The 20567-nt window shown below is 71.9% G+C and carries 19 protein-coding genes; 7 read left to right on the top strand and 12 right to left on the bottom strand.

Annotated features, from left to right (window positions below; all coding sequences use genetic code 11):
- Window positions 1-155 precede the first annotated feature (155 nt).
- From ACFZDK_RS30050 to ACFZDK_RS30040, 3 genes are all read left to right on the top strand, one after another.
- Window positions 156-731 carry a TetR family transcriptional regulator C-terminal domain-containing protein gene (locus tag ACFZDK_RS30050; protein ID WP_390977052.1) on the top strand — a complete coding sequence of 192 codons (576 nt, stop codon included), beginning with the start codon at window positions 156-158 and terminating at the stop codon, window positions 729-731.
- A gap of 90 nt (window positions 732-821) precedes the next feature.
- On the top strand, window positions 822-1616 hold the full coding sequence (locus ACFZDK_RS30045; RefSeq protein ID WP_390977051.1) for an oxidoreductase: 795 nt from the start codon (window positions 822-824) through the stop codon (window positions 1614-1616).
- A 44-nt stretch (window positions 1617-1660) separates the two neighbouring features.
- Complete coding sequence (locus ACFZDK_RS30040; RefSeq protein WP_390977050.1) at window positions 1661-2260, top strand: methyltransferase; 600 nt, start codon at window positions 1661-1663, stop codon at window positions 2258-2260.
- Between the two features lie 43 nt (window positions 2261-2303).
- On the opposite strand, the gene ACFZDK_RS30035 is transcribed toward ACFZDK_RS30040, so the two are convergent.
- The 5 genes from ACFZDK_RS30035 to ACFZDK_RS30015 all read right to left on the bottom strand — a co-directional run bounded on the left by ACFZDK_RS30035 (window position 2304) and on the right by ACFZDK_RS30015 (window position 8621).
- Window positions 2304-3359 carry a substrate-binding domain-containing protein gene (locus tag ACFZDK_RS30035; RefSeq protein WP_390977049.1) on the bottom strand — a complete coding sequence of 352 codons (1056 nt, stop codon included), beginning with the start codon at window positions 3357-3359 and terminating at the stop codon, window positions 2304-2306.
- 96 nt (window positions 3360-3455) lie between these two features.
- Window positions 3456-4913, bottom strand: a complete 1458-nt coding sequence (locus tag ACFZDK_RS30030) for a GH1 family beta-glucosidase (RefSeq protein ID WP_390977048.1) — start codon at window positions 4911-4913, stop codon at window positions 3456-3458.
- Between the two features lie 249 nt (window positions 4914-5162).
- Entirely contained in the window at window positions 5163-6083 is a 921-nt protein-coding gene (locus ACFZDK_RS30025; protein WP_390977047.1) for an ABC transporter permease subunit, read from the bottom strand.
- A 14-nt stretch (window positions 6084-6097) separates the two neighbouring features.
- Window positions 6098-7090 (bottom strand): sugar ABC transporter permease, encoded by a 993-nt coding sequence (locus ACFZDK_RS30020; RefSeq protein ID WP_355710650.1) that lies wholly within the window; start codon window positions 7088-7090, stop codon window positions 6098-6100.
- 214 nt (window positions 7091-7304) lie between these two features.
- Window positions 7305-8621 carry an extracellular solute-binding protein gene (locus ACFZDK_RS30015; protein WP_390977046.1) on the bottom strand — a complete coding sequence of 439 codons (1317 nt, stop codon included), beginning with the start codon at window positions 8619-8621 and terminating at the stop codon, window positions 7305-7307.
- A 628-nt stretch (window positions 8622-9249) separates the two neighbouring features.
- Here ACFZDK_RS30015 and ACFZDK_RS30010 point away from each other — a divergent pair.
- The gene (locus tag ACFZDK_RS30010) at window positions 9250-10677 is read left to right on the top strand and encodes a GH1 family beta-glucosidase (protein WP_390977045.1); all 1428 of its coding nucleotides are present in this window, start codon (window positions 9250-9252) and stop codon (window positions 10675-10677) included.
- A 209-nt stretch (window positions 10678-10886) separates the two neighbouring features.
- Window positions 10887-11570, top strand: coding sequence for a hypothetical protein (locus ACFZDK_RS30005; RefSeq protein WP_390977044.1), 684 nt, complete (start codon window positions 10887-10889; stop codon window positions 11568-11570).
- Between the two features lie 96 nt (window positions 11571-11666).
- Here ACFZDK_RS30005 and ACFZDK_RS30000 read toward each other — a convergent pair whose 3' ends face one another.
- The 4 genes from ACFZDK_RS30000 to ACFZDK_RS29985 all read right to left on the bottom strand — a co-directional run bounded on the left by ACFZDK_RS30000 (window position 11667) and on the right by ACFZDK_RS29985 (window position 16040).
- Window positions 11667-12248 carry an NAD(P)H-dependent oxidoreductase gene (locus ACFZDK_RS30000; protein WP_390977043.1) on the bottom strand — a complete coding sequence of 194 codons (582 nt, stop codon included), beginning with the start codon at window positions 12246-12248 and terminating at the stop codon, window positions 11667-11669.
- Window positions 12249-12344: 96 nt separating this feature from the next.
- Window positions 12345-13823, bottom strand: coding sequence for a cellulose binding domain-containing protein (locus ACFZDK_RS29995; protein ID WP_390977042.1), 1479 nt, complete (start codon window positions 13821-13823; stop codon window positions 12345-12347).
- Window positions 13824-13932: 109 nt separating this feature from the next.
- Complete coding sequence (locus ACFZDK_RS29990) at window positions 13933-15333, bottom strand: ATP-binding protein (protein ID WP_390977041.1); 1401 nt, start codon at window positions 15331-15333, stop codon at window positions 13933-13935.
- Complete coding sequence (locus ACFZDK_RS29985; RefSeq protein WP_355711391.1) at window positions 15330-16040, bottom strand: response regulator transcription factor; 711 nt, start codon at window positions 16038-16040, stop codon at window positions 15330-15332. Before ACFZDK_RS29985 ends, ACFZDK_RS29990 begins: the two co-directional genes overlap by 4 nt.
- 98 nt (window positions 16041-16138) lie before the next feature.
- On the opposite strand from ACFZDK_RS29985, the gene ACFZDK_RS29980 reads away from it, so the two are divergent.
- The gene (locus ACFZDK_RS29980) at window positions 16139-16669 is read left to right on the top strand and encodes a hypothetical protein (RefSeq protein ID WP_390977040.1); all 531 of its coding nucleotides are present in this window, start codon (window positions 16139-16141) and stop codon (window positions 16667-16669) included.
- A 3-nt stretch (window positions 16670-16672) separates the two neighbouring features.
- On the opposite strand, the gene ACFZDK_RS29975 is transcribed toward ACFZDK_RS29980, so the two are convergent.
- Complete coding sequence (locus ACFZDK_RS29975; protein ID WP_390977039.1) at window positions 16673-17539, bottom strand: fused MFS/spermidine synthase; 867 nt, start codon at window positions 17537-17539, stop codon at window positions 16673-16675.
- A 36-nt stretch (window positions 17540-17575) separates the two neighbouring features.
- Window positions 17576-17992 (bottom strand): hypothetical protein, encoded by a 417-nt coding sequence (locus ACFZDK_RS29970; RefSeq protein WP_390977038.1) that lies wholly within the window; start codon window positions 17990-17992, stop codon window positions 17576-17578.
- 255 nt (window positions 17993-18247) lie between these two features.
- Between ACFZDK_RS29970 and ACFZDK_RS29965 the strand changes: the two genes are divergently transcribed.
- On the top strand, window positions 18248-19672 hold the full coding sequence (locus ACFZDK_RS29965) for a hypothetical protein (RefSeq protein ID WP_390977037.1): 1425 nt from the start codon (window positions 18248-18250) through the stop codon (window positions 19670-19672).
- A gap of 143 nt (window positions 19673-19815) precedes the next feature.
- Here ACFZDK_RS29965 and ACFZDK_RS29960 read toward each other — a convergent pair whose 3' ends face one another.
- Window positions 19816-20412, bottom strand: coding sequence for a histidine phosphatase family protein (locus ACFZDK_RS29960; protein WP_390977036.1), 597 nt, complete (start codon window positions 20410-20412; stop codon window positions 19816-19818).
- Window positions 20413-20567: the final 155 nt, after the last annotated feature.

Genomic DNA, 20567 nt, shown 5'->3' with positions numbered 1-20567 from the left:
GTCTGCCCGGAGGGTCAGAATACTGCGCCGCGGACGGCGGCACGCGTTGGTCCGTGAAGCTCACGGCACCCACCCTCACCTGCACGGATACCGTCGAGCGAGCCGAGCTCCTCATTGTGGATTGACTATTCCACAAAGCGCGCTACGCTGCCCCCATGGCACGCAACAGGGAATTCGACATCGACCGGGCGGTGGACCGCGCCATGGATCTGTTCTGGCGCCAGGGCTATGCCGAGACCTCCCTGCCGGACCTGCTGAAGGAACTGTCGATAGGCAGCGGCAGCTTCTACGCGGCCTTCGGCTCGAAGGAGCAGCTCTACCTCCGCGCCCTCGACCGCTACACCTCCCTCCAGGGCCGCGACCTGGAGACGGCCCTGGACGGGACGCCCGAGATCCGGCCCGCGATCCGCAGGATGCTCGCCTCCCTGGTCGAGGCGGACCTGGCCGACCCCACGCGCGGGTGCCTCGTGGTCAACACCGCCACCCAGTGCGGCGACCAGCCCCAGGCGACGGACCGCGTCAGCACCGCGATCCGGCAGGTGGAGTCCTTCCTCGCCGGCGCCCTGGAGCGGGCACAGGCGCGAGGGGAGATCTCCCCCGAGAAGAACCCGAAGGAACTGGCCAGGTTCCTGACCACGTTCATCCAGGGGATCCGCATCGTCGGCGCAGCACGCATGGGGAGGGAGTTCATGGAGGACTCCCTGTCCACGGCGATGCGCGCACTGGACTGACACACCGCGGAAAACCCCCGCCCCACAGCGCCCGCGTGCGCGATTCGCCCTACCCTCATTATGTATTGATCAATCCAGAAAGGGGTCGTCATGGAACTGCACCTCAAGGACAAGGTCGCCGTCGTCACCGGAGCCAGCAAGGGCATCGGTCTGGCAGTGGTCGAGAAGCTGGCCCACGAGGGCGTCAAGGTCGTGGCCGGCAGCCGCTCCTCCACTCCCGAACTGGCCGCCCTGGCAGCCGACCACGACGTCCTGATCGTGCCGGTCGACCTGTCCACCAGAGCGGGAGCGGAGACCCTGGTCCAGCGGGCCGTGGAACGCCACGGGCGCCTGGACATCCTGGTCAACAACCTCGGCGCCGCCGAACCCCGCGAGTCGTTCCTCAAGGTCGACGACGCCGACTGGCAGCGGATCTTCGACCTGACCTTCTTCAGCGCCGTCCGCGCCAGCCGCGCCGCCCTCCCCCATCTGGTCGCGGCGGGTGACGCGGCCATCGTGAACATCACCTCGATCAACGCCCGGCTGCCCTTCCCCATGGTGGTCGACTACTCGGCGGCCAAGGCCGCGCTGACCAACCTCAACAAGTCGCTGTCCGAGGAGTTCGCGCCGCAGGGCGTGCGCGTCAACGCCATCGCCCCGGGCCCGGTCCGCACACCGTTGTGGACCGCGCCGGGCGGCTTCGCCGACGCCACCGCCGCGGCCGCCGGGACCACGGCGCAGGAAGCGCTGGACGTCGTCGTACCGCAGAGCATGGGCATCACGTCCGGACGCGTCAGCGAGGCGCACGAGATCGCCGACCTCGCCCTGTTCCTCGCCTCCCCGCTCGCCGCGAACATCACCGGCACGGAGACCCTCGTCGACGGCGGCCAGACCAAGACGCTCTGAGACCCGCACGGCACTTGCTGTTCAAGGTCCGACTTCCCATCCAAGTGGAGACGCTTCTCAGCGCGGTGGAGTTGGGAATCTTCACCGCGCCGGCCGACGGCGGCCGCGACCGTGAGTCCCTCGCCTCCGAGGTGGGCCTGCACCCCAGGTCCTCCGCGGACGTGTTCCTGGAGATGGCCAACGCACGACTCTTCGGCTTCTGGGACAACCTCACCGACGCGCTGCGGACCGGCGCCCCCTTCTTCGCGACGCTGAACGGCGTCAGCACGCCCCTCGCCGCCGTGCCCGCCGCCGTCCTGCGCTCCCACCCGGACATCACCGGAGCCGTCTTCGAACTTCCCCCCGTCGGCCCGGTGTTCGAGGAGTTCGTCGCCGCCCACGGCCCGACCGGCCGCCTCACCTTCCACGGCGGGGACTTCTTCTCCGACCCGTTGCCCGAGGCCGACGTCCACGTCATGGGCCAGATCCTCCACGACTGGAACCTTGAGCAGCGCCGGTTCCTCCTCAAGAAGGCCTACGACGCCATGATCGACGACGACCGCCGCCAAAAACACGCCACCGAGTGGCTCCGGGCCGCCGGCTTCGCCGAGGTGGAGGCCCGTCCCCTCGTCGGCGGCCACACCGCCGCCCACGCCACCAAGTGACCTGCCTCCCGGAGCACCCGGGGAACCCGGAGCACCCGGAGAACTAGGAGGACGCCCGGGCCACCAGCGCCGTCGGCAGTACCGCGTGCCGGCGCTCCAGCCCCCGGGCGGCGGCCGGACGCCGGTCGGCGATCTCGGCCAGCAGCAGGTCGATCATCGCGCGGCCCATCTCCTCGATCGGCTGGCGGACGCTGGTGAGCGGCGGGTCCATGTGACGCGCGATGGCCGAGTCGTCGTACCCGACCAGCGCCACGTCCTCGGGGATACGGCGGCCCGCCACCCGCAGCACCTGGCGGGCGCCCGCCGCCATCACGTCGGAGCCGGCGAACACGGCGTCGAGGCCGGGCTCGCGCTCCAGCAGCCGGGCCATCGCCCGCCGGCCGCCCTCCTCGGTGAAGTCGCCCGGCTCGATGAGGAGTTCGTCCGCCGTGCGGCCCGCGTCGCGCAGGGCGTCGCGGTAGCCGTCGACACGGCGCTGGGCTCCGTACACGTCCAGCCGGCCGGTGATGTGGGCGATCGTGCGGCGGCCGCGGGACAGCAGGTGCTCCACGGCCGACCGGGCGCCGCCGTAGTTGTCGGAGTCCACCGAGGTCAGCGTCTCCTCCGCCGAGCGGGGGCCGCTGATCACGGCCGGGATCTCCAGCTGGGCGAGCAGGTCGGGCAGCGGGTCGTCGGCGTGCACGGACACCAGCAGCACCCCGTCCACCCGGTGCGCGGCCAGGTACTGCGCGAGCCGGCGCCGCTCGCGGTCGCTGCCCGCGAAGATCAGCAGCAACTGCATCTCGGTCTCGGAGAGTTCGGCACCGACGCCGCTGAGCATGTCGGAGAAGTACGGCTCCGCGAAGAACCGGGTCTCGGGCTCGGGAACGACCAGCGCGATCGCGTCCGTGCGGTTGGCGGCCAGCGCGCGGGCGGCGGTGTTGGGGACGTAGCCGAGTTCGTTGACGGCCGCCTCCACGGCCGCGCGGGTCGCGTCGCTGACCCGGGGCGAGCCGTTGATCACCCGCGACACCGTGCCGCGGCCCACGCCGGCCCGGGCGGCGACCTCCTCCAGGGTCGGCCGCCGAGTGCCCCGGCCCCGCTCACCCTTGACCGTCATGGTCGCCGCCTTCCGTTCGCAGCCCTCAGGCCAGGAAATGTAACAGCCGGGGCCCGGCCGCTCCGGGCCCCGTCACGCCCCCGGGGCCGTACCGGGTCAGCCCTGCTCACCGGCGCTCGGCAGCGCGTTCCGGCGGATCACCTCCGCGTACCAGTGTGCGCTCGCCTTGGGGATGCGGCGCTGGGTGCCGTAGTCGACGTAGACGGCGCCGAAGCGCTTGGAGTAGCCGTAGGACCACTCGAAGTTGTCCAGCAGCGACCACAGGAAGTAGCCGCGCACGTCCGCTCCGTCGGCGACGGCCTGCCGGACGGCGTCCAGGTGGGAGTGGAGGTAGGCGATCCGCTGCGGGTCGTTCACCCGGCCCTCGGGCGAGACGTAGTCGTCGAAGGCGGCGCCGTTCTCGGTGACCATCAGCGGTAGCCCCGGGTGCGAGGCGGCCAGGCCGGTCAGCAAGGTGTGCAGTCCGCTCGCGTCGATGGCCCAGTTCATCGCGGTGAGCTGGTCGTTGGCCAGATGGAAGGTGACGTCGTCGGCGCCCGTCCACGGGGAGTGGTCGCTCGCGCCGTGGCCGTCGTTGCGGGTGCCGGCGCCGCCCTCGACGGCCGCGGAGACCACGGTCGGCGAGTAGTAGTTGACGCCGAGCAGATCGATCGGGCGGGAGATCTCGGCCAGGTCGCCGTCGTGCACCAGCTCCGCCCAGTCCACGAGGTGCGCGGTGTCGGCGAGCAGGTCCTCGGGGTAGGCGCCGTCCAGGATCGGGCCGGTGAAGATCCGGTTGCCGACCGCGTCGATACGCCGGGCCGCCTCGGCGTCCGCGGCGCTGTCGGTCAGCGGGCGCACCTGGTGCAGGTTGAGGGTGATGGAGGTCTGCGCGGTCGACGGCAGGTTCTCGCGCAGCGCCCCGATCGCCAGCCCATGGGCCAGGTTGAGGTGGTGCGCGGCGCGCAGGGTGGCGGCCGGGTCGGTGCGCCCCGGGGCGTGCACGCCGGAGCCGTAGCCCAGGAAGGCGCTGCACCAGGGCTCGTTGAGGGTGGTCCACAGCCCGACGCGGTCCCCCAGGGCCCGGGCCGTGATCTCGGCGTAGTCGGCGAAGCGGTGCGCGGTGTCCCGCTGCGGCCAGCCGCCCGCGTCCTCCAGTTCCTGCGGCAGGTCCCAGTGGTAGAGGGTGGCGACCGGGGTGATGCCCGCTTCGAGGAGTTCGTCGGTGAGCCGCCGGTAGAAGTCCAGGCCGCGCTCGACCGCGGGCCCCCGTCCGGTGGGCTGCACCCGGGACCAGGAGACGGAGAACCGGTAGGCCTTGAGGCCGAGGTCCTTCATCAGCGCCACGTCGCCCTTGTACCGGTGGTAGTGGTCGGCGGCGATGTCACCGGTGTCGCCGTTGCGGACCCTTCCGGGGGTGTGGCTGAAGGTGTCCCAGATCGACGGCGTACGACCGTCCTCGGCGGCGGCGCCCTCCACCTGGTACGCGGCGGTGGCGGCCCCCCAGACGAAGCCGGGCGGGAAGGAGGTGTCTGAGGCCGACTGGGCAGTGGTCTCGGTTCGTACGGCGGTCATCTGAGAACGCTCCCGAAGTGGCGTGGAGAAGGGGGAAGGGGAGAGGCAGAGAAGCGGAGAAGGGGGGTCGGACACGGTCCTGCTGCGGGGAGGCGGCCGGGTCGCGCGGGCACCGGCCGGGCACGGGCCCGCACCTGGGGCGGACCCGTACGGGACGGCGGACGGTGCGGGACGCCCCGAAGCCCGGGGGCGGACCGCCGGAACGCGGTGGGCGGACCGGCGGAAACGGATCGGGCGGCCCGCCCGGCGTCAGCCCTTGACGGCGCCCGCCATGATGCCTCCGACGATCTGCTTGCCGAAGATCACGAAGACGAGCAGCAGCGGCAGGGTGCTGATCAGCGCGCCGGCCATGACGATGCTCTGGTCGGGGGTGTAGGAGGCGCTGAGCTGGCCGAGCGCGACCTGGAGGGTGGGGTTGTCCTGGTTCAGGGCGAGGAAGGGCCAGAAGAAGTCGTTCCACGCCTGCACGAAGGTGAGCATCCCGAGCACCATCATCGCGGGGCGGGCCGCGGGCAGGACCACGTTCCACACGATGCGGATGTTGGTCGCGCCGTCCACCTTGGCCGCCTCGATGAGTTCGTAGGGCAGGGCCTCCAGCAGGTACTGGCGCATGAAGAAGACACCGAAGGCGCCGACCAGGGTCGGGAAGATCACCGACTCCAGCTTTCCGCCCCAGCCGATGTCCGCCATCATCATGAACAGCGGGACCACGCTGAGCTGCGGCGGGATCGTCAGGGTGGCGATGACCGCGGTCATCAGGGCGCCCCGGCCGCGGAACCGCATCTTGGCGAAGGCGTAGCCGGCCAGGGTGCAGAAGAACAGGGTGGCCGCGGTGATGCAGCCCGCCACGATCACGCTGTTGACGATGGCCTTGCCCAGATGGGCCTGTTCCCAGGCGGTCTGGAGGTTGCTCCACAGCCTGCCGCCCGGCAGCAGCGGCGGCGGGCTGTCGAGGACCCGCTGCTGGTCGTGCGAGGCGGCCACCAGCGTCCAGTACAGCGGGAAGACCGAGCCCAGGCCGACGACGACCAGGGCGAGGTAGGTGAGGGGGCCGCCCTTGAGCTGCTGCCCCGCGCCGAGCTTGAGGCGTACGCGGTTCCTGCCCGGGGAGGCGACCGGCGGCACCGGGTCGAGGCTCGGTGCGGTGTTGGTGGGGCTGGTCGTGGTCATCGATATCGCTCCCGTCAGGCCGCGCTCTTGCGCAGGAACCGGCCGACGATCAAGTTGATCAGGGCGATGAGCAGCAGCAGGGCGAGCATGGCCCAGGCCACCGCCGCGGCCGGGCCCAGATGCCCCAGCTTCCAGCCGTAGTTGTAGAGGTAGATGCTGAGGGTTTCGTACTGGTGCTCGTTGCCGCCGGTGGAGCCGAGCGTGCCGCCCTGGAGCAGCAGCGGCTCGCCGAACAGCTGCATGGAGCCGATCGTCGAGATGACGATGGTGAACAGGATCGTCGGCCGCAGCGAGGGAATGGTCACCTTGCGGAACTGCTGCCAGCGGGTCGCCCCGTCGATGGAGGCGGCCTCGTACAGGTCGGTCGGCACGGCCTGCATGGCCGCCAGGTAGATCAGCGCGTTGTAGCCGGTCCAGCGCCAGATCACGATGACCGAGATGGCGATCTTGGACGTCCACTCGCCGTTGCCCCAGTCGGTGTTGCCGATGCCGACGAAGTGCAGCACCCAGTTGAGGATGCCGCCGTCGGCCCGGAACACCAGGGCGAAGACCAGGGCCGCGGTCGCCACCGAGGTGGCGTACGGGGTGAGCACGACCGTCCGCCAGAACGTGCTGGCGCGCAGCTTGTAGTTGAGCAGGTGGGCGAGGCCGAGGGCCACGAGCAGCTGCGGGACGGTCGAGATGACGCCGATCAGGAAGGTGTTCGTGACGGCCGTCCAGAACTCCGAGTCCTGGAGGATCTTGGTGAAGTTGTCGAAGCCGACCCACTCCGACGTACTGAGGCTCGTCATCTCCACCCGGTGCAGGGCTATCCAGCCCGTGTAGAGGAGCGGGTAGAGCCCGAAGGCACCGAAGACGAGGAAGAACGGAGCGATGTACGCGTACGGGGACGCGAGGTCGTCGAAGCGCCACAGCCGGCTGCGCCAGGTGCCGCGTCCGTTCGGCACGGCACCGGAGCCGCCGGCGGGCGGGGTGGGGGCACCCCGTGTGGGTGTCGTCGTTGCCACGGGGGATTTCCTTCCTGGGGGATTCGGCCGGGGAACGGGGGCGGGACAGGGCGGGGCCGGACGGCGACGTCGGGGTCTCCCACCGCACCGGGCCCGGCCGGGGGACGCGGCGCGCCGGTGTCCGGCGCGCCCTACCCACGCGCCGGGCACCGGAACCTCGTACGGCACGGCGCGCGGTGCGGGCGGCCGGCGGGGCCGCCCGCACCGCGGGTCGTCAGCCGATCACCTTGTCGATCGCCTCGGTCGCGGCCTTCCACGCGTCGGCGGGCTTGGTGCCCCGCTGCTCCATGTTGTTGATCTGCGTGGAGATGGTGTCCTTGATCGTCGCGTCCTTCGGGCCGAGCACCGCCTCGGGGATGGTCTTGGCCTCGTCCGCGTAGATCTGGCCGATCGGCGCGTTGTTGAAGTACGGGAGCGTCGCGTTCTTCACGCCGGGCAGGTCATAGGCGCCCTTGTTCGACGGGAAGACACCGATCGCCTTGAAGACCTCGGCCTGCTGCTCCGGGGCGGTCAGCCACTTGACGAGCTCGGCGGCCTCCTTGGCGTGCTTGCCGCTCTTGGGCACGGCCAGGAAGGAGCCACCCCAGTTGGCCGCGGTCGAACCGGGGGCCTTGGCTATGTCCCACTTGCCCTTGAAGGCGTCACCGGAGTTGGTGGAGATCTGCCCGGCCATCCACGCGGGGCAGGCCACGGTCGCCACGCTGCCCTTGCGCAGCGCCGCCGTCCAGGCGTCGGTGAACTGCGCCAGACCGTGGGTCAGCTTCTTCGACGCGGCCTCGGCGGCCAGGTTCCAGCCCTGCTGCACGGAGGCGCTGTCCTTGTAGATCGGCTTGCCGGAGGCGTCGTAGTACTGCTGCGCGGAGGAGCTGACGACCGCGTTGTACATGGCGCTCGCGGAGTCCATGAAGTAGGTGCCGGACGGGGCCTTCTTCTTGTACTGCTCGCCGAGCTTGAGGTAGTCCTCCCAGCCGCCCGCGACGGCCTTGGCGACCGCGTCGCGGTCGGAGGGCAGACCCGCCTTGTCGAAGAGGTCCTTGCGGTAGCACAGGGACATCGGGCCGATGTCGGTGCCGGCGCCGATGACCGTGCCGTCCGAGGCGGTGGCCTGCTTCTCCTTCCAGGAGACCCAGTCGTCCACGTTGATCGTCTTGCTCAGGTCGGTGAACTTGGCCGCCTGGGTGTCGACGACCTCCTTGATGCGGCCCACCTCGATGCCGGTGACGTCCGCCAGGCCACTTCCCGTGTTCAGCTGCTGAAGGAGCTTGGGGTAGTAGTCCTGCTCGTTGGCGGTGGTCTGTTCCTTCACCGTGATCTTCGGGTGCAGCTTGTGGTACTTCGCGAACAGGTCGGCCTCCTTGTAGCCGAACTGCCCGAAGTCCGCCACCGTGAGAGTGATGTTCCCGTTGGAGTCCGAGGCGTCCGAGTCGCCGTCGCTGCTGCAACCGGTCAGCAGCAGCGCCGAGGCGGTCAGGACCGTTGTGGTCAGGGCCGCCGCTCTGCGGCCGCGACGACCGGTACGGGTGATACGCATTCCACTACTCCTTGTTCCAGTGGGGAACGGGATCTCAGGAAACAGACCGCCGGGGACCGGCGATCCGGACCTGCCCTCTCGGTGCGAGCAGCGGCCGGCCCACAGCACTCAACGTGCGGTGAAAAGGTGCTGGTCAACGAGGTGCGGTGACGACAGAGGGAAAGGCCATGGGGTGGTTCGCTCCACACGGGAGAGATTCCCCGGCTACCCGTGGGACCGCTCCCACGCGGCATGCCGGAAGACTGGTTCCTGTCGGGCCGACTGTCAAGACTTGAAAACGGCGTTGTTGCCCAAGCGTGTTCCGGACGTCACGGGAACGTGTCGCGCCGGGGGGTTTCACCGGCCCGACATCAGCCCGCCTCATCCAGGAATCACGCAGGTCACAGACGCGACGGCGATCGACGCCCCAGGAGTTGCGCCGCTCACCACCGCGCGCTCGGGGTTTCCGGGACCAGAACACGGCACGCTCGGACCGGACGCCGAGAGGTGAACAATGAGCTTTCCGGAGCGCCTACCGGGGACCGGACGTCCCGGGCCGCCGGCGGGGCCGCGGGAGCCAGGCGGCACCTCTTTGCCATGGGAGCGCTCCCATGCATAATGGCGACAAGCCGACCATGGGAGCGCTTCCATGCCCGATTCGCCGACCGAGGCCTTTCCTCCCGCCTTCCTCTGGGGCGCCGCGACCTCCGCGTACCAGATCGAGGGGGCGGTGCGGGAGGACGGCCGCACGCCCTCCATCTGGGACACCTTCAGTCATACGCCGGGCAAGACGGCCGGCGGCGAGACCGGTGACATCGCTGTCGACCACTACCACCGCTACCGCGACGACGTGGCGCTCATGGCGGACCTGGGCCTGAACGCCTACCGCTTCTCGGTCTCCTGGTCGCGCGTCCAGCCGACCGGCCGGGGTCCGGCGGTCCAGGTGGGCCTGGACTTCTACCGCCGCCTGGTGGACGAGCTGCTGGCGAAGGGCATCAGGCCCGCGATCACCCTCTACCACTGGGACCTCCCCCAGGAACTGGAGGACGCGGGCGGCTGGCCGGAGCGGGACACGGCGTACCGGTTCGCCGAGTACGCGCAGATCGTCGGCGAGGCGCTCGGCGACCGGGTGGAGCAGTGGATCACCCTCAACGAGCCCTGGTGCAGCGCCTTCCTCGGCTACGGCTCCGGCGTGCACGCCCCCGGCCGTACCGACCCGGCGGCCACCCTGCGCGCCGCGCACCACCTCAACCTCGCGCACGGGCTGGGCACTTCGGCCCTGCGGTCGGTGATGCCGGCCCGCAACCAGGTCGCGATCAGCCTCAACTCCTCGGTGGTACGGCCGCTCACGCAGGACCCGGCCGACCTGGTGGCGGTCCGCACCATCGACGACCTGGCCAACGGGGTCTTCCACGGCCCGATCCTGCACGGCGTGTACCCCCCGTCGCTGTTCGCGGCGACGGCGTCGGTGACGGACTGGTCGTACGTCCAGGACGGCGACCTCGACGCGATCCACCAGCCGCTGGACGCGCTGGGGCTGAACTACTACACGCCGACGCTGGTGTCGGCGGCGGCCGACGCCGGCGTCGGTCCCCGCGCGGACGGCCACGGCGCCGGCGCCCACTCACCGTGGCCGGGCGCCGACGACGTCACTTTCCACCAGACCCCGGGCGAGCGCACGGAGATGGGCTGGACGATCGACCCGACGGGCCTGCACGAGCTGATCATGCGCTACACGCGGGAGGCGCCGGGCCTGCCGCTCTACGTCACCGAGAACGGCGCCGCCTACGACGACAAGCCCGACCCCGACGGCAACGTCCACGACCCGGAGCGCATCGCCTACCTGCACGGCCACCTCTCGGCGGTCCGCCGCGCCCTCACCGACGGCGCGGACGTGCGCGGCTACTACCTGTGGTCCCTGATGGACAACTTCGAGTGGGCGTACGGCTACGAGAAGCGGTTCGGGGCGGTGTACGTCGACTACACGACGCTCGCCCGGACGCCGAAGTCGAGCGCGCGCTGGTACGGGGAGGCGGCCCGTACGGGAACGCTGCCGCCGGCGAGGGCGGCCGCCTGACGCCGTCGTCCGGCTGCGGCGCCGTTGTGGCCGGTCGCGCAGTTCCTCCCCCAGCGCCTCTTTGGGGCGCTTCCGCGCGGGGCCGGAGGGGAGTGCCGTGCCCGGCTCACAGGGAGTGCTCAGGCGTCGATCAGCGGGCTCTCCATTCCCGGGCGTCTCATGGGTGGTACGAGGTGATGGAGTGATCCTCGTGGACACCGGAGGACGTCATGGGATTCATCGCGCTGGTGCTGCTGGCGCTGGTCATCGGGTCAGTGGTGGCCTTCGCCGGCCGGAACCGGCAGCGGGCCGCGGTCGGTGCCGGGCGGACGGCGCAGCAGGACTTCACCGCCGACGCCGGCGCCGAGGCCACCCGCTGGGTGGACCGGCTGGGCGGGGGCATCGCGACCCTCGACGCGGGCGACGAACGCGCGGCGCGCCAGGCGCTGGCGGACGCGGCGGAGCGTCATCGCGCGGCACAGAACCAGCTGGCGACGGCGTACACCCCGGCGCAGTACGCGCTGGTGACCCAGACCGCGGTGGAGGGCCTGCACTACATGCGGGCGGCCCGCACCGCCCTCGGCCTCGACCCGGGCCCGGCGCTGCCGCCGATGGGCGCGGCGACGGCGGGGCAGCAGGTGACGGTGGGCGGCCAGACGTACACCTCCTCGGACCGCCCGGGTGCCGGGACGCCGTACTACTACCCGGGCGGTTCGGTCGGCGGCCGTACCGTCCCCGGCGGCTGGTACAGCACGCCGTGGTGGAAGACGGCCCTGGTCGCGGGCGCGGCGGGGGTGGGCGGCATGCTCCTGGCCGACGCGATCTTCGACGGCTTCCACCACCACGGTCCGCCGATGGGCGGCCCCGGCGGCCCGGGCGGGTTCGGGGGCTTCGGCGGGCCGGGGATCTTCTGAGCGGTCCGGTGCCGACGGCGCGGCGTACGCGGTGGTTCCGCGTACGCCGCGCCGTGTCGTGCCCTGCCCTGTTGTGTCGTGTCCGTGCAGGCCGGTTCAGGCGGCCGCCCGCGCGGGCGTGCGCAGTGTTCCGAGCGCCCGCTCCCAGGCCAGCAGTTCGTCGACCAGCCCGTGCACCCCGGCCACCTGCGCCTCCCGCGGCCGGAACTCGGTGAAGTCGACGAAGTCCTCGCGCAGCGTCAGCGCCACCTGCGGCCCGATGTCCGCCATCCGCAGCGGCCCCGCCTGCGCGCGCAGCTTCTGTACGGCCATGACCGCGCCGAAGACGCCGTAGCCCACGTATCCGACCGGCTTGCCGCCCCACTCCTCGTAGAGGTAGTCGATGGCGTTGGTCAGGGCGGCGGGCGGGGCGGTGTTGTACTCGGGGGTGACGACGACGAAGGCGTCGCACCCGCCGATCCGCTCGGCCCAGCGCCGGGTGTGCGGCCTGGCGCCCGGTGTCCGCATCGCCGGCACGGGTTCGTCCAGCAGCGGCAGCGCGTACTCCTGCACGTCCACGAGCTCGAAGTCCGCTCCGTCGCCCACGTGTTCGGCCGCCCGGTCGCGCACCCACCGCGCGACCTGTTCGCCGTTGCGTCCGGGGCGGGTGCTGCCGATGATGATGCCGATCCTGGTCATGTCCGTCTCCTGCCGGTCCCGGAGTCTGTCTCCGGGACCTGGGACGAGACAGCCCCGCCGGTTGTGACATCGCGGCACCCGTCCCACACGGCACGGTCAGCCGATCGCGGCGAACGCCTTCGAGAAGGCGTTCTTGTCCTGGACGACCGAGCTGCAGGTGGCGTCCGCGGTGGACTTGGCACCGCCGGCGCACTGCTGGTCGCGGGTGGCCGACCACATGGAGAGCCAGCCGATCCCCTTGGACTTGGCGAAGTCGACCAGCTGGGTGGCGTCGTCGACCTTGAAGACCTCGGCGGAGACGTCGTTGACGCCGATCATCGGGGTGACCGCGACGGCCTTCCAGGCGGCGGAGTCGGAGAGGCCGAGGACGCTCTTGATCTGGGCTTGGGTGGCGGTGGCCGCCTGGATGGCGTAGGTGCCCATGTCGCCGTTGTACGCCGGGCCGTAGTCCATCGCCATGATGTTGACGGCGCTGATCTTCACGCCGTTGGCCTTGGCGTCGGAGAGCAGGTTCACGCCGTCCTGGGTGAGGCCCTCGGGCATCACGGGGAGGGTGAACGACACGTCCAGGTTCGGGTGCTGGGCCTGGAGCTTGGCGATGGCCTTGGCGCGGTTGGTGTTGGCCGTGGTGTTGGGCAGCGCGCCGCCCTCCACGTCGAAGTCGACCTTGGTCAGGTTGTAGGCGTCCACCACCTTGCCGTACGCCGTCGCCAGCGCGTCCGCCGAGGAGCAGGTGGTGGCGAGTTCGGAGCCGGACGCGCCGCCGAAGGAGACCCGGACGTCACCGCCCTTGGCACGCAGGGCGCCGATCTGGGACGCCACGCCGTCGCTCGCCAGGTCCGTCACCCCGCCCCACTTCGGCGTGCAGCCGCCGCCGTCGGTGACGAAGGCGAGGTTGTAGTTCTTCACGCCGGTCGCGTTCGCCGCCGCGAGGAGGTCGAACGCCGGGTAGAGGGAGGTGTCGACGTACGGGGCGAAGCCGGCGGAGGCGGTGGTGCCGGTACCGGTGCTCTGGGTGGGGGAGGCGGTGGGGGTGGCCGTCGCGGTGGGGGTGGCGGAGGCCGTGGCCGTGGGGGTGGCCGTCTTGGTCGGGGTCGGGGTCGGGGTGGCGGACTGCGTCGGGCGGCCGCTGGGCTCGGGGGTGGCCGTGCCGTCCGCCGAACAGCTCGCGTTGTCGATCCGGCAGCCGGTCGGGTCCCCGCTGCCGTTGACCACGAAGCCGACGGTGTCCGCCTCGCCGGCCGCCAGACCGTCCGTGTCCCACTTCGGCGGCTTCACGGTGACGTGCTGACCGCTGACGGTGTACTCGGCGTTCCACAGCGAGCTGAGCTTCGCGCCGGCCGGCAGGTCGAACTCCAGCGTCCAGTCCTTCTCCCTGGCACCGCTGTTGTTCGTGACGACGTACTGCGCGGTGTACCCGGTCGACCAGTCGCTGGTCTTCGTGTACGCGGCGCCGACCCCGGCGGCCTGCGCGATACCGGTGAACAGGATCGCCCCGCCACCGACCACGGCCGCCGCGACCAGACCGCCTATCGCCTTGTTTCTGCCACTGATCCTGCGCCGGTGTGTGCTCATGCGCGTGCCTGCCTTCGCCTGCCGAATTGGGGGGTGCGGCAGCACGCTAGCGACCGGGATTCGGACAAACGGCCTGATAGGGGCGGCCGTTGGGGATCTTAGGGTGCGCTTAAGGAAGGGATCGGGACCGATTAAAGGTCGAGACCATTCTCCGCCGGCGCATCGACCCCCGGTGCCCCCTGCCACTGCGCTCCGGCTTCCCGCCGTCCAGCTGGAGCCAGATCCGCACCTCGGTGCCGCCCAGCACCGACGAGCCGATCCGCACGTCCCCGCCCGTCGACTCGGCGAGCCGGCGCACGATGTCCAGGCCGAGGCCGGTCGACCCGGCCGCCCCGGACCCCCGCCCCCGGGCCATCGCCGACTCGGGGTCCCGGATGCCCTGTCCGGCGTCGGAGACCAGCACGATCACCGCGTCCTCCGCGTTGTGCACGTCGACCGCGAAGGCGGTGCCCTCGGCGGTGTGCCGGAAGACGTTGCCGAGCAGCGCGTCGAGCGCGGCGGCCAGGTCGGCGCGGGCCACGGGTATGCGCACCGGCCGGTCCACGCCGGCCACCCGCCACTTGCGGCCCTCGTCCTCGGCGAGCGCCGACCAGAACCCCATCCGCTCCCGCACCACCTCGGCCGCGTCGCACCCGGCTCCCGGCCCGATCGCCGCCGTCTGCGGCTTGGCCTCCCGGGCGGTACGGATGATGGTGTCGACCTCCCGCTCCAGCTGCGCGACGGCGGCCCGGGTCTGCTCGGCGGCGGTCCCGTCCCCGAGCGAGGCGGCGTTCAGCCGCAGCACGGTGAGCGGGGTCCGCAGCCGGTGCGACAGATCGGCGGCCAGCTCCCGCTCGTTCGCCAGCAGTTGGACGACCTGATCGGCCATCGAGTTGAACGCGACGGCCGCCAGCCGCAGTTCGGTCGGCCCCTCCTCGGGCACCCGCGATCCGAGCTTGCCCTCGCCCAGCTCGTGCGCGCCCTCGACCAGCCGCCGGGCGGGTCGCACCATCCGCACACCAAGCCGGTCGGCGACCGCGACCGAGCCGACGACCAGCGCCAGCCCGACGGCGGCGAGCACCGCCCAGGCCGTGGAGACACCGTTGGTCACCTCGGACTCGGGCACGTACACCTCGACGACCGCGATGGCCCCGGAGCTCAGCGCGACGGGCTGCAGCAGGGTCGACCCGCCGGCCACCTCCGTGGTGGAGGCCCGCCCCAGCTTCCGCACGGTCGCGATGTCCCGGCCGGCGGCGCGCTGCCGCCCGATGTCGACGGCGGCGCCGCCGTCCGTCGCCGGTATGTGCACGGCCATGCCCGCGTCCAGCCCGGCCGCGGCCACCACCCGCTCCAGCTGGTCCCGGTCGGTGGTGATGGACAGGGCCGGGGCGACGGCGGCCGCCTCCCGCTCCGCGTTGGAGAAGGCGCGGTCGCGGGCCAGTTCCTTGACGACCAGGCCGAGCGGGACCGCGAAGGCGACCACGACCATCGCGGTGACCGCCAGCGCGACCTTGACCAGTGCCCATCTCATCGGACCGGCCCCCTCTCCGCACCCGGCGGCTCCAGCTTCACGCCGACCCCGCGCAGGGTGTGCAGATACCGCGGCCGGGCCGCGGTCTCCCCCAGCTTCCGCCGCAGCCACGACAGATGGACGTCGATGGTCTGGTCGTCCCCGTACGACTGCTGCCAGACCTCCGCCAGCAGCTCCTTGCGCGGTACGACGACCCCGGGCCGCCCGGCCAGGAAGGCCAGCAGGTCGAACTCGCGCCGGGTGAGATCGAGCCGCGTTCCGTCCAACTCGGCCTGCCGGCGCAGCGGATCGACGGTCAGGCCGCCGACCCGCAGCACACTGGACGGCGCCGGCTCACCTCCGCCGGATCGGGCCCGACGCAGCACGGCGGCCATCCGCGCCGACAGGTGTTCGACGGAGAACGGCTTGGTCAGGTAGTCGTCCGCACCGGCGTTGAGCAGCCGGACGATCTCCGTCTCGTCGTCGCGCGCGGTGGCGATGATGACGGGCACGTCGGTGATGCCGCGCAGCATCTTCAGGGCCTCGGAGCCGTCCAGGTCCGGCAGTCCGAGGTCCAGGATGACCACGTCGAAGCGGAAATGGGCGACCTCGCGCAGCGCCTCCAGTGCCGTGCCGACGCTGCGCACGGTGTGCGAGGCGTCGGCGAGCTGCCGGATGAGCGCCGAGCGTACGAACTGGTCGTCCTCGACCACGAGCACACTTGCCATGCGCCGCACCGTACGCCATGGGGCGGACGCTGGTCTGGGCCTGTGGATAACTCGGGACGAGTGCGCGCGGCGGTACCGCTGAGGCAGTATGGCCCGCGATGCGCAGAGGACTCGTACACATACTGGCTTGGCTGCTCGCCACGGGCGCGGCGGTCACGCTGTCGTGGTGGGGTGTCCACACGGTGATGGCGGGCACGGCCTACGACCCGCCCCGCGCCCTGCCCGTCACGGCGGCGGACGACGACCCGACGACCCAGGGTTCCAAGCCGCTGGCGTCCTCCACCTCCCGCGCGCCGAGTCCCTCACGGACCGCCGCGCCCCGCCCGTCGGCGACTCCCGCCCCGACGGCCTCCCGCACCCCGACCACGGCCCCCAGCCCCTCCGCCACGGCCTCCGCCTCCGCTTCGGGCCAGGTCAAGGCCTACGACACGGACGGCGGCCGGGCCGTCTTCGACCTCGGCGAGACCAGCGCGACGCTCGTCTCGGCGACCCCGGGCACGGGCTGGTCGATGCAGGTGTGGAAGACGGAGTCCTGGATCCGCATCGAGTTCAGCAGAAGCACGGACCGCGTCTCGGTGTTCTGCACGTGGCACGACGGCCCGCCGCATGTGCAGGTGGAGACGTACTGACCGCTAACGGAAGACAGAAGGCGGCGGCGCAGGCGAAGCCACAGCCATATCGTCCGTCACCGCACCGGCCCCACCCGTGAAGTCCCGCAGCGCCCGCCCGTGTTCGACGCGTCCCGGGTGCGGGTCGGAAGCGCAGCGCCGGGTCAGTTCCGGCACCGGCAGCTGGACGTCGGCCGCCATCAGCACCGCGTTGCCGAACCGCTTCCCCCGCCACACCCCGGCGTCCGCCACCACCGCCACCTCGGCGAACCGCGCCCCCACCGTGGCGATCTGCCCTCTCAGGTGCGCCAGCGGCGGCCCGTCCGCCAGGTTGGCCGCGTAGACACCCCCCGGCCGCAGCACCCTGCGCACCTCGTCGAGGAACTCCGTGGACGTCAGGTGCGCGGGCGTGCGCGCCCCGCTGAACACATCGGCGATGACCAGGTCCGCCCACGCCTCCGGGACCTTGCGCAGCCCCTCCCGGGCGTCCACGGACCGCACCCGGATCCGCGCGCCGGGATCCAACGGCAGCTCTCGCCGGACCAGTCGGACCAGTGCCGCGTCCCGCTCCACGACCTGCTGGGTGGACCGGGGCCGGGTCGCCGCGACGTACCGGGCGAGCGTGAACGCCCCGCCGCCGAGGTGCACGACCTGCACCGGCCGGCCCGGCGGTGCGAGCAGGTCGATCACATGGCCGAGGCGGCGCTGGTACTCGAAGTCGAGGTACGCCGGGTCGTCGAGGTCGACGTGGGACTGCGGGGCGCCGTCGATGAGCAGCGTCCAAGCCCGGCCCCGGTCGGGGTCGGGTATCAGCTCGGCGAGGCCGCCGTCGACGGCCTCGACGACGGCGGCGGCGCTGGCCGCGCGCCGTGAGTTCCTGGTCCTGCCCATTCCGTCATTTTCCCAGGCGTCGGCCGTACGGGAAATTCAGCGGCAGCTGTCCGCGGCCTCGATCATCCGGGCCGCCTCCCCGAGGGCCCGGCGCAGCACCGCGGGATCCGTCGCGAGGTCGGCCTCGCCGGGCGGCAGCAACCAGTCGGAGCCCTCGACCGGCGGTTCGGGGTTGAGCCGCAGCCCGCGCCCGTCGGTCTCGGTGCACGTGCTGCCGGGGACGTCCCAGCCCTCCGCCGTACCGGCCGGCACCACGAAGCCGAGGGTGTCGCCCCCGTCGTCGTGGAGGACGGGCCCCACCGCGTCCCCGGCCCCCCGGCGCAGGATGTCGACCGCCTCCAGGCCCTGCCGGGCCGGCACCGTCACGAGGTCGCATCCCGCGTCGTCCACCGCCACCGCCGTCGACGACGTCAGCGGCGGCATACAAGGATCGTTGCTCTGGCTGGTCTCCATCCCGGCCTCCACCACGCAGCCCTCTTGCAGTCCATGACGTCCAACGCGCCACGGCGTCAACGGCTACGGCGGAAGTCAGCCGCAAAGGATGGCAGTTCATGGCAGATCGTGGATGAGATATCCGGTTTGTAGCTAAACCCTGCGTCACGGGTCCAACACAGCAGGTACGTTCTTGCCCGCCGGAATCAAGGGTCCACACGGACAACTCACCATGAGTCCGGCATGGTTCGACGGTTCGCACGAGAGGACCCGGCCATGGCGTCGTCAACCGCGACCTCGTCGCAGCCCGATCGGCCGGTACGGCCGAACCTCGCCTTCCGGCAGGTGCGCGGCCGGCACTCGCCGGCCGAGTTCGCCGCGCTGGTACGGCGTGCCGCCCGCGAGATCGGCGAGCGGGTGAGCTGTGACGCGCGCTACATCGGCCGGGTCGAGGCGGGTGAGATCCGCTGCCCGAACTACGCGTACGAACGGGTGTTCCTCCACATGTTCCCCGGCCGCACGCTCGCCGACCTCGGCTTCGCGCCCCGTTCGTCCGTCCGCGGACGCGGGGCACGGTCGCCGGAGGACGTGCCCCTCTCCCTCACGGGAGGTGAGACGCAAGGGGCCGTCGAGCCGTATGACCCGCGGGACCCGTACGAGACGCACGACAACTACGAGGAGAGCGACGTGCTGCGTCGCCTATTCATGACCGGCGGGGGCGCCACCGTGGCCGCCGCCACGCTGGGACCCCTGGGGTCCACGATCGACGCCGTGGCGGCGGACCGGCCGGTGCGCCGCGCCGGGTCCTCGCACGCGGTCGCCCTGGAGGAGGCCGTACGCCGGATCCGGCTGCTGGACGACCGGCACGGCGCGGACGGGCTGTACCGGCGCGCGGCGGCTCCGCTGCGCGCGGCGTACGCGCTCCTTGACGCGGGCGCGACCCGGCAGACGACCGCCGAGCGATTGCACTCGGGCGCCGGTGAACTGGCCATCTCGGTGGGCTGGCTGGCCCATGACTCGGGCCGCTTCGACGACGCCCGCTCGCACTACGCGGAGGCGCTGGCGACGGCGCGGATGACCGGGGACCCGGGGCTGGAGGCGCACGCCTTCTGCAACACGGCGTTCCTGGCGCGGGACGCCGGGCGCCCCCGGGAGGCGGTCCGCGCCGCCCAGGCCGCGCAGCGCGTCGGGCGCCCGCTGGGCTCGGCCCGTCTGATGTCGCTCCTCGCGCTGCGCGAGGCGGGCGGCTGGGCGGGGCTCGCCGACCGCACCGGCTGCGAGCAGGCGCTGGCCCGCGCCCAGGCCCTCTTCGAGCGGGGCCACTCGGAGTCCGACCCCGAGTGGATGAGCTTCTACGGGGAGGCCGAGCTGGAGGGGCTGGAGGCGCAGTGCTGGTCCATGCTGGGCGACTGGCCGCGTGCCGCGCGGCACGCGCGCCGGGCCGCCGAGTTGCAGGACCCGCACTTCACGCGGAACATCGCGCTGTACACGGCGGAACTCGCCGACGACCTCGCGCGGGGCGGCCGCCCGGACGAGGCGGCGACGGCGGGGATGCGGGTGCTCGACCTTCTGGACCAGGTGCAGTCGTCGCGGATCCAGGGGATGCTGGCGGGGACGGCACGGGTGCTGTTGCCGCACCGGCGGGCCAGCGGCGTCCAGGAGTTCCTGGACCGCCACACGTCCACGCCGAGGGTTGTGTAGGGCCGGGCTTCGACTGCGGGTGAGCGGGGGCTGGTCGCGCCCACGCGGCGGAGCCGCACATGGACACAGCCCCGCGCCCCTGAAGGGGCGCTGCAGCCGGCCGGCGCCTGAAAGCGAGCCCTGCCCCAGCCCCTCACCCAGGGTCACCCGGCCAAGTGCCCCAGATCGTTCCAGCTCTCGATGGCCGGCTCCCCGTAAGCCCAACCCAGCACCGACAACGACGTCGGGTTCAATCTGATCCGCGCCGCGAAGTCCAGGGGGAGGCCCAGCCAGCGTGCGCCGATCGAGCGCAGGATGTGGCCGTGGGCGAAGACCAGGACGTCACGGTCGGCCGATCGGGCCCAGGACACCACCTCGTCGGCCCGCGCGGTGACCTCGGCCAGGGACTCCCCGTCGGGGACGCCGTCGCGCCAGATCAGCCAGCCCGGCCGGGCCGACTGGATCTCCGCGGGGGTCAGGCCCTCGTACGCGCCGTAGTCCCACTCCATCAGGGTGTCCCAGGGGGCCGCGCGGTCGCCGAAGCCCGCGAGTTCGCAGGTCTCACGCGCGCGTACCAGTGGGCTGGTGCGGACCTCGGCGTGGGCCAGGCCGTCGAGCGGCGGCCGGTGCAGGCGCTCGCCCAGCAGCTTGGCGCCCCGGCGCCCCTCCTCCAGGAGCGGTACGTCGGTCCTGCCGGTGTGCTTGCCGGACAGCGACCACTGCGTCTGTCCGTGCCGGGCCAGCAGGATGCGCGGTGCCATGGAGGACGAACCCTTCGGGAGAAATTCGGAAGCGGGACACCTCCATCATCACCCACGCTGGGAACGCGCCGGGAACGGGCAACCCGGTGGGCGTTCTCCGCGTCTTTGAGGGCTGAGCACCCCGCATGGGCGGGAACACGCGCAACGTAAAGTGT

This window comes from Streptomyces sp. NPDC007901 (assembly GCF_042959465.1).
Classification (GTDB): domain Bacteria; phylum Actinomycetota; class Actinomycetes; order Streptomycetales; family Streptomycetaceae; genus Streptomyces.
This window is presented reverse-complemented; position numbering and strand designations above follow the sequence as displayed.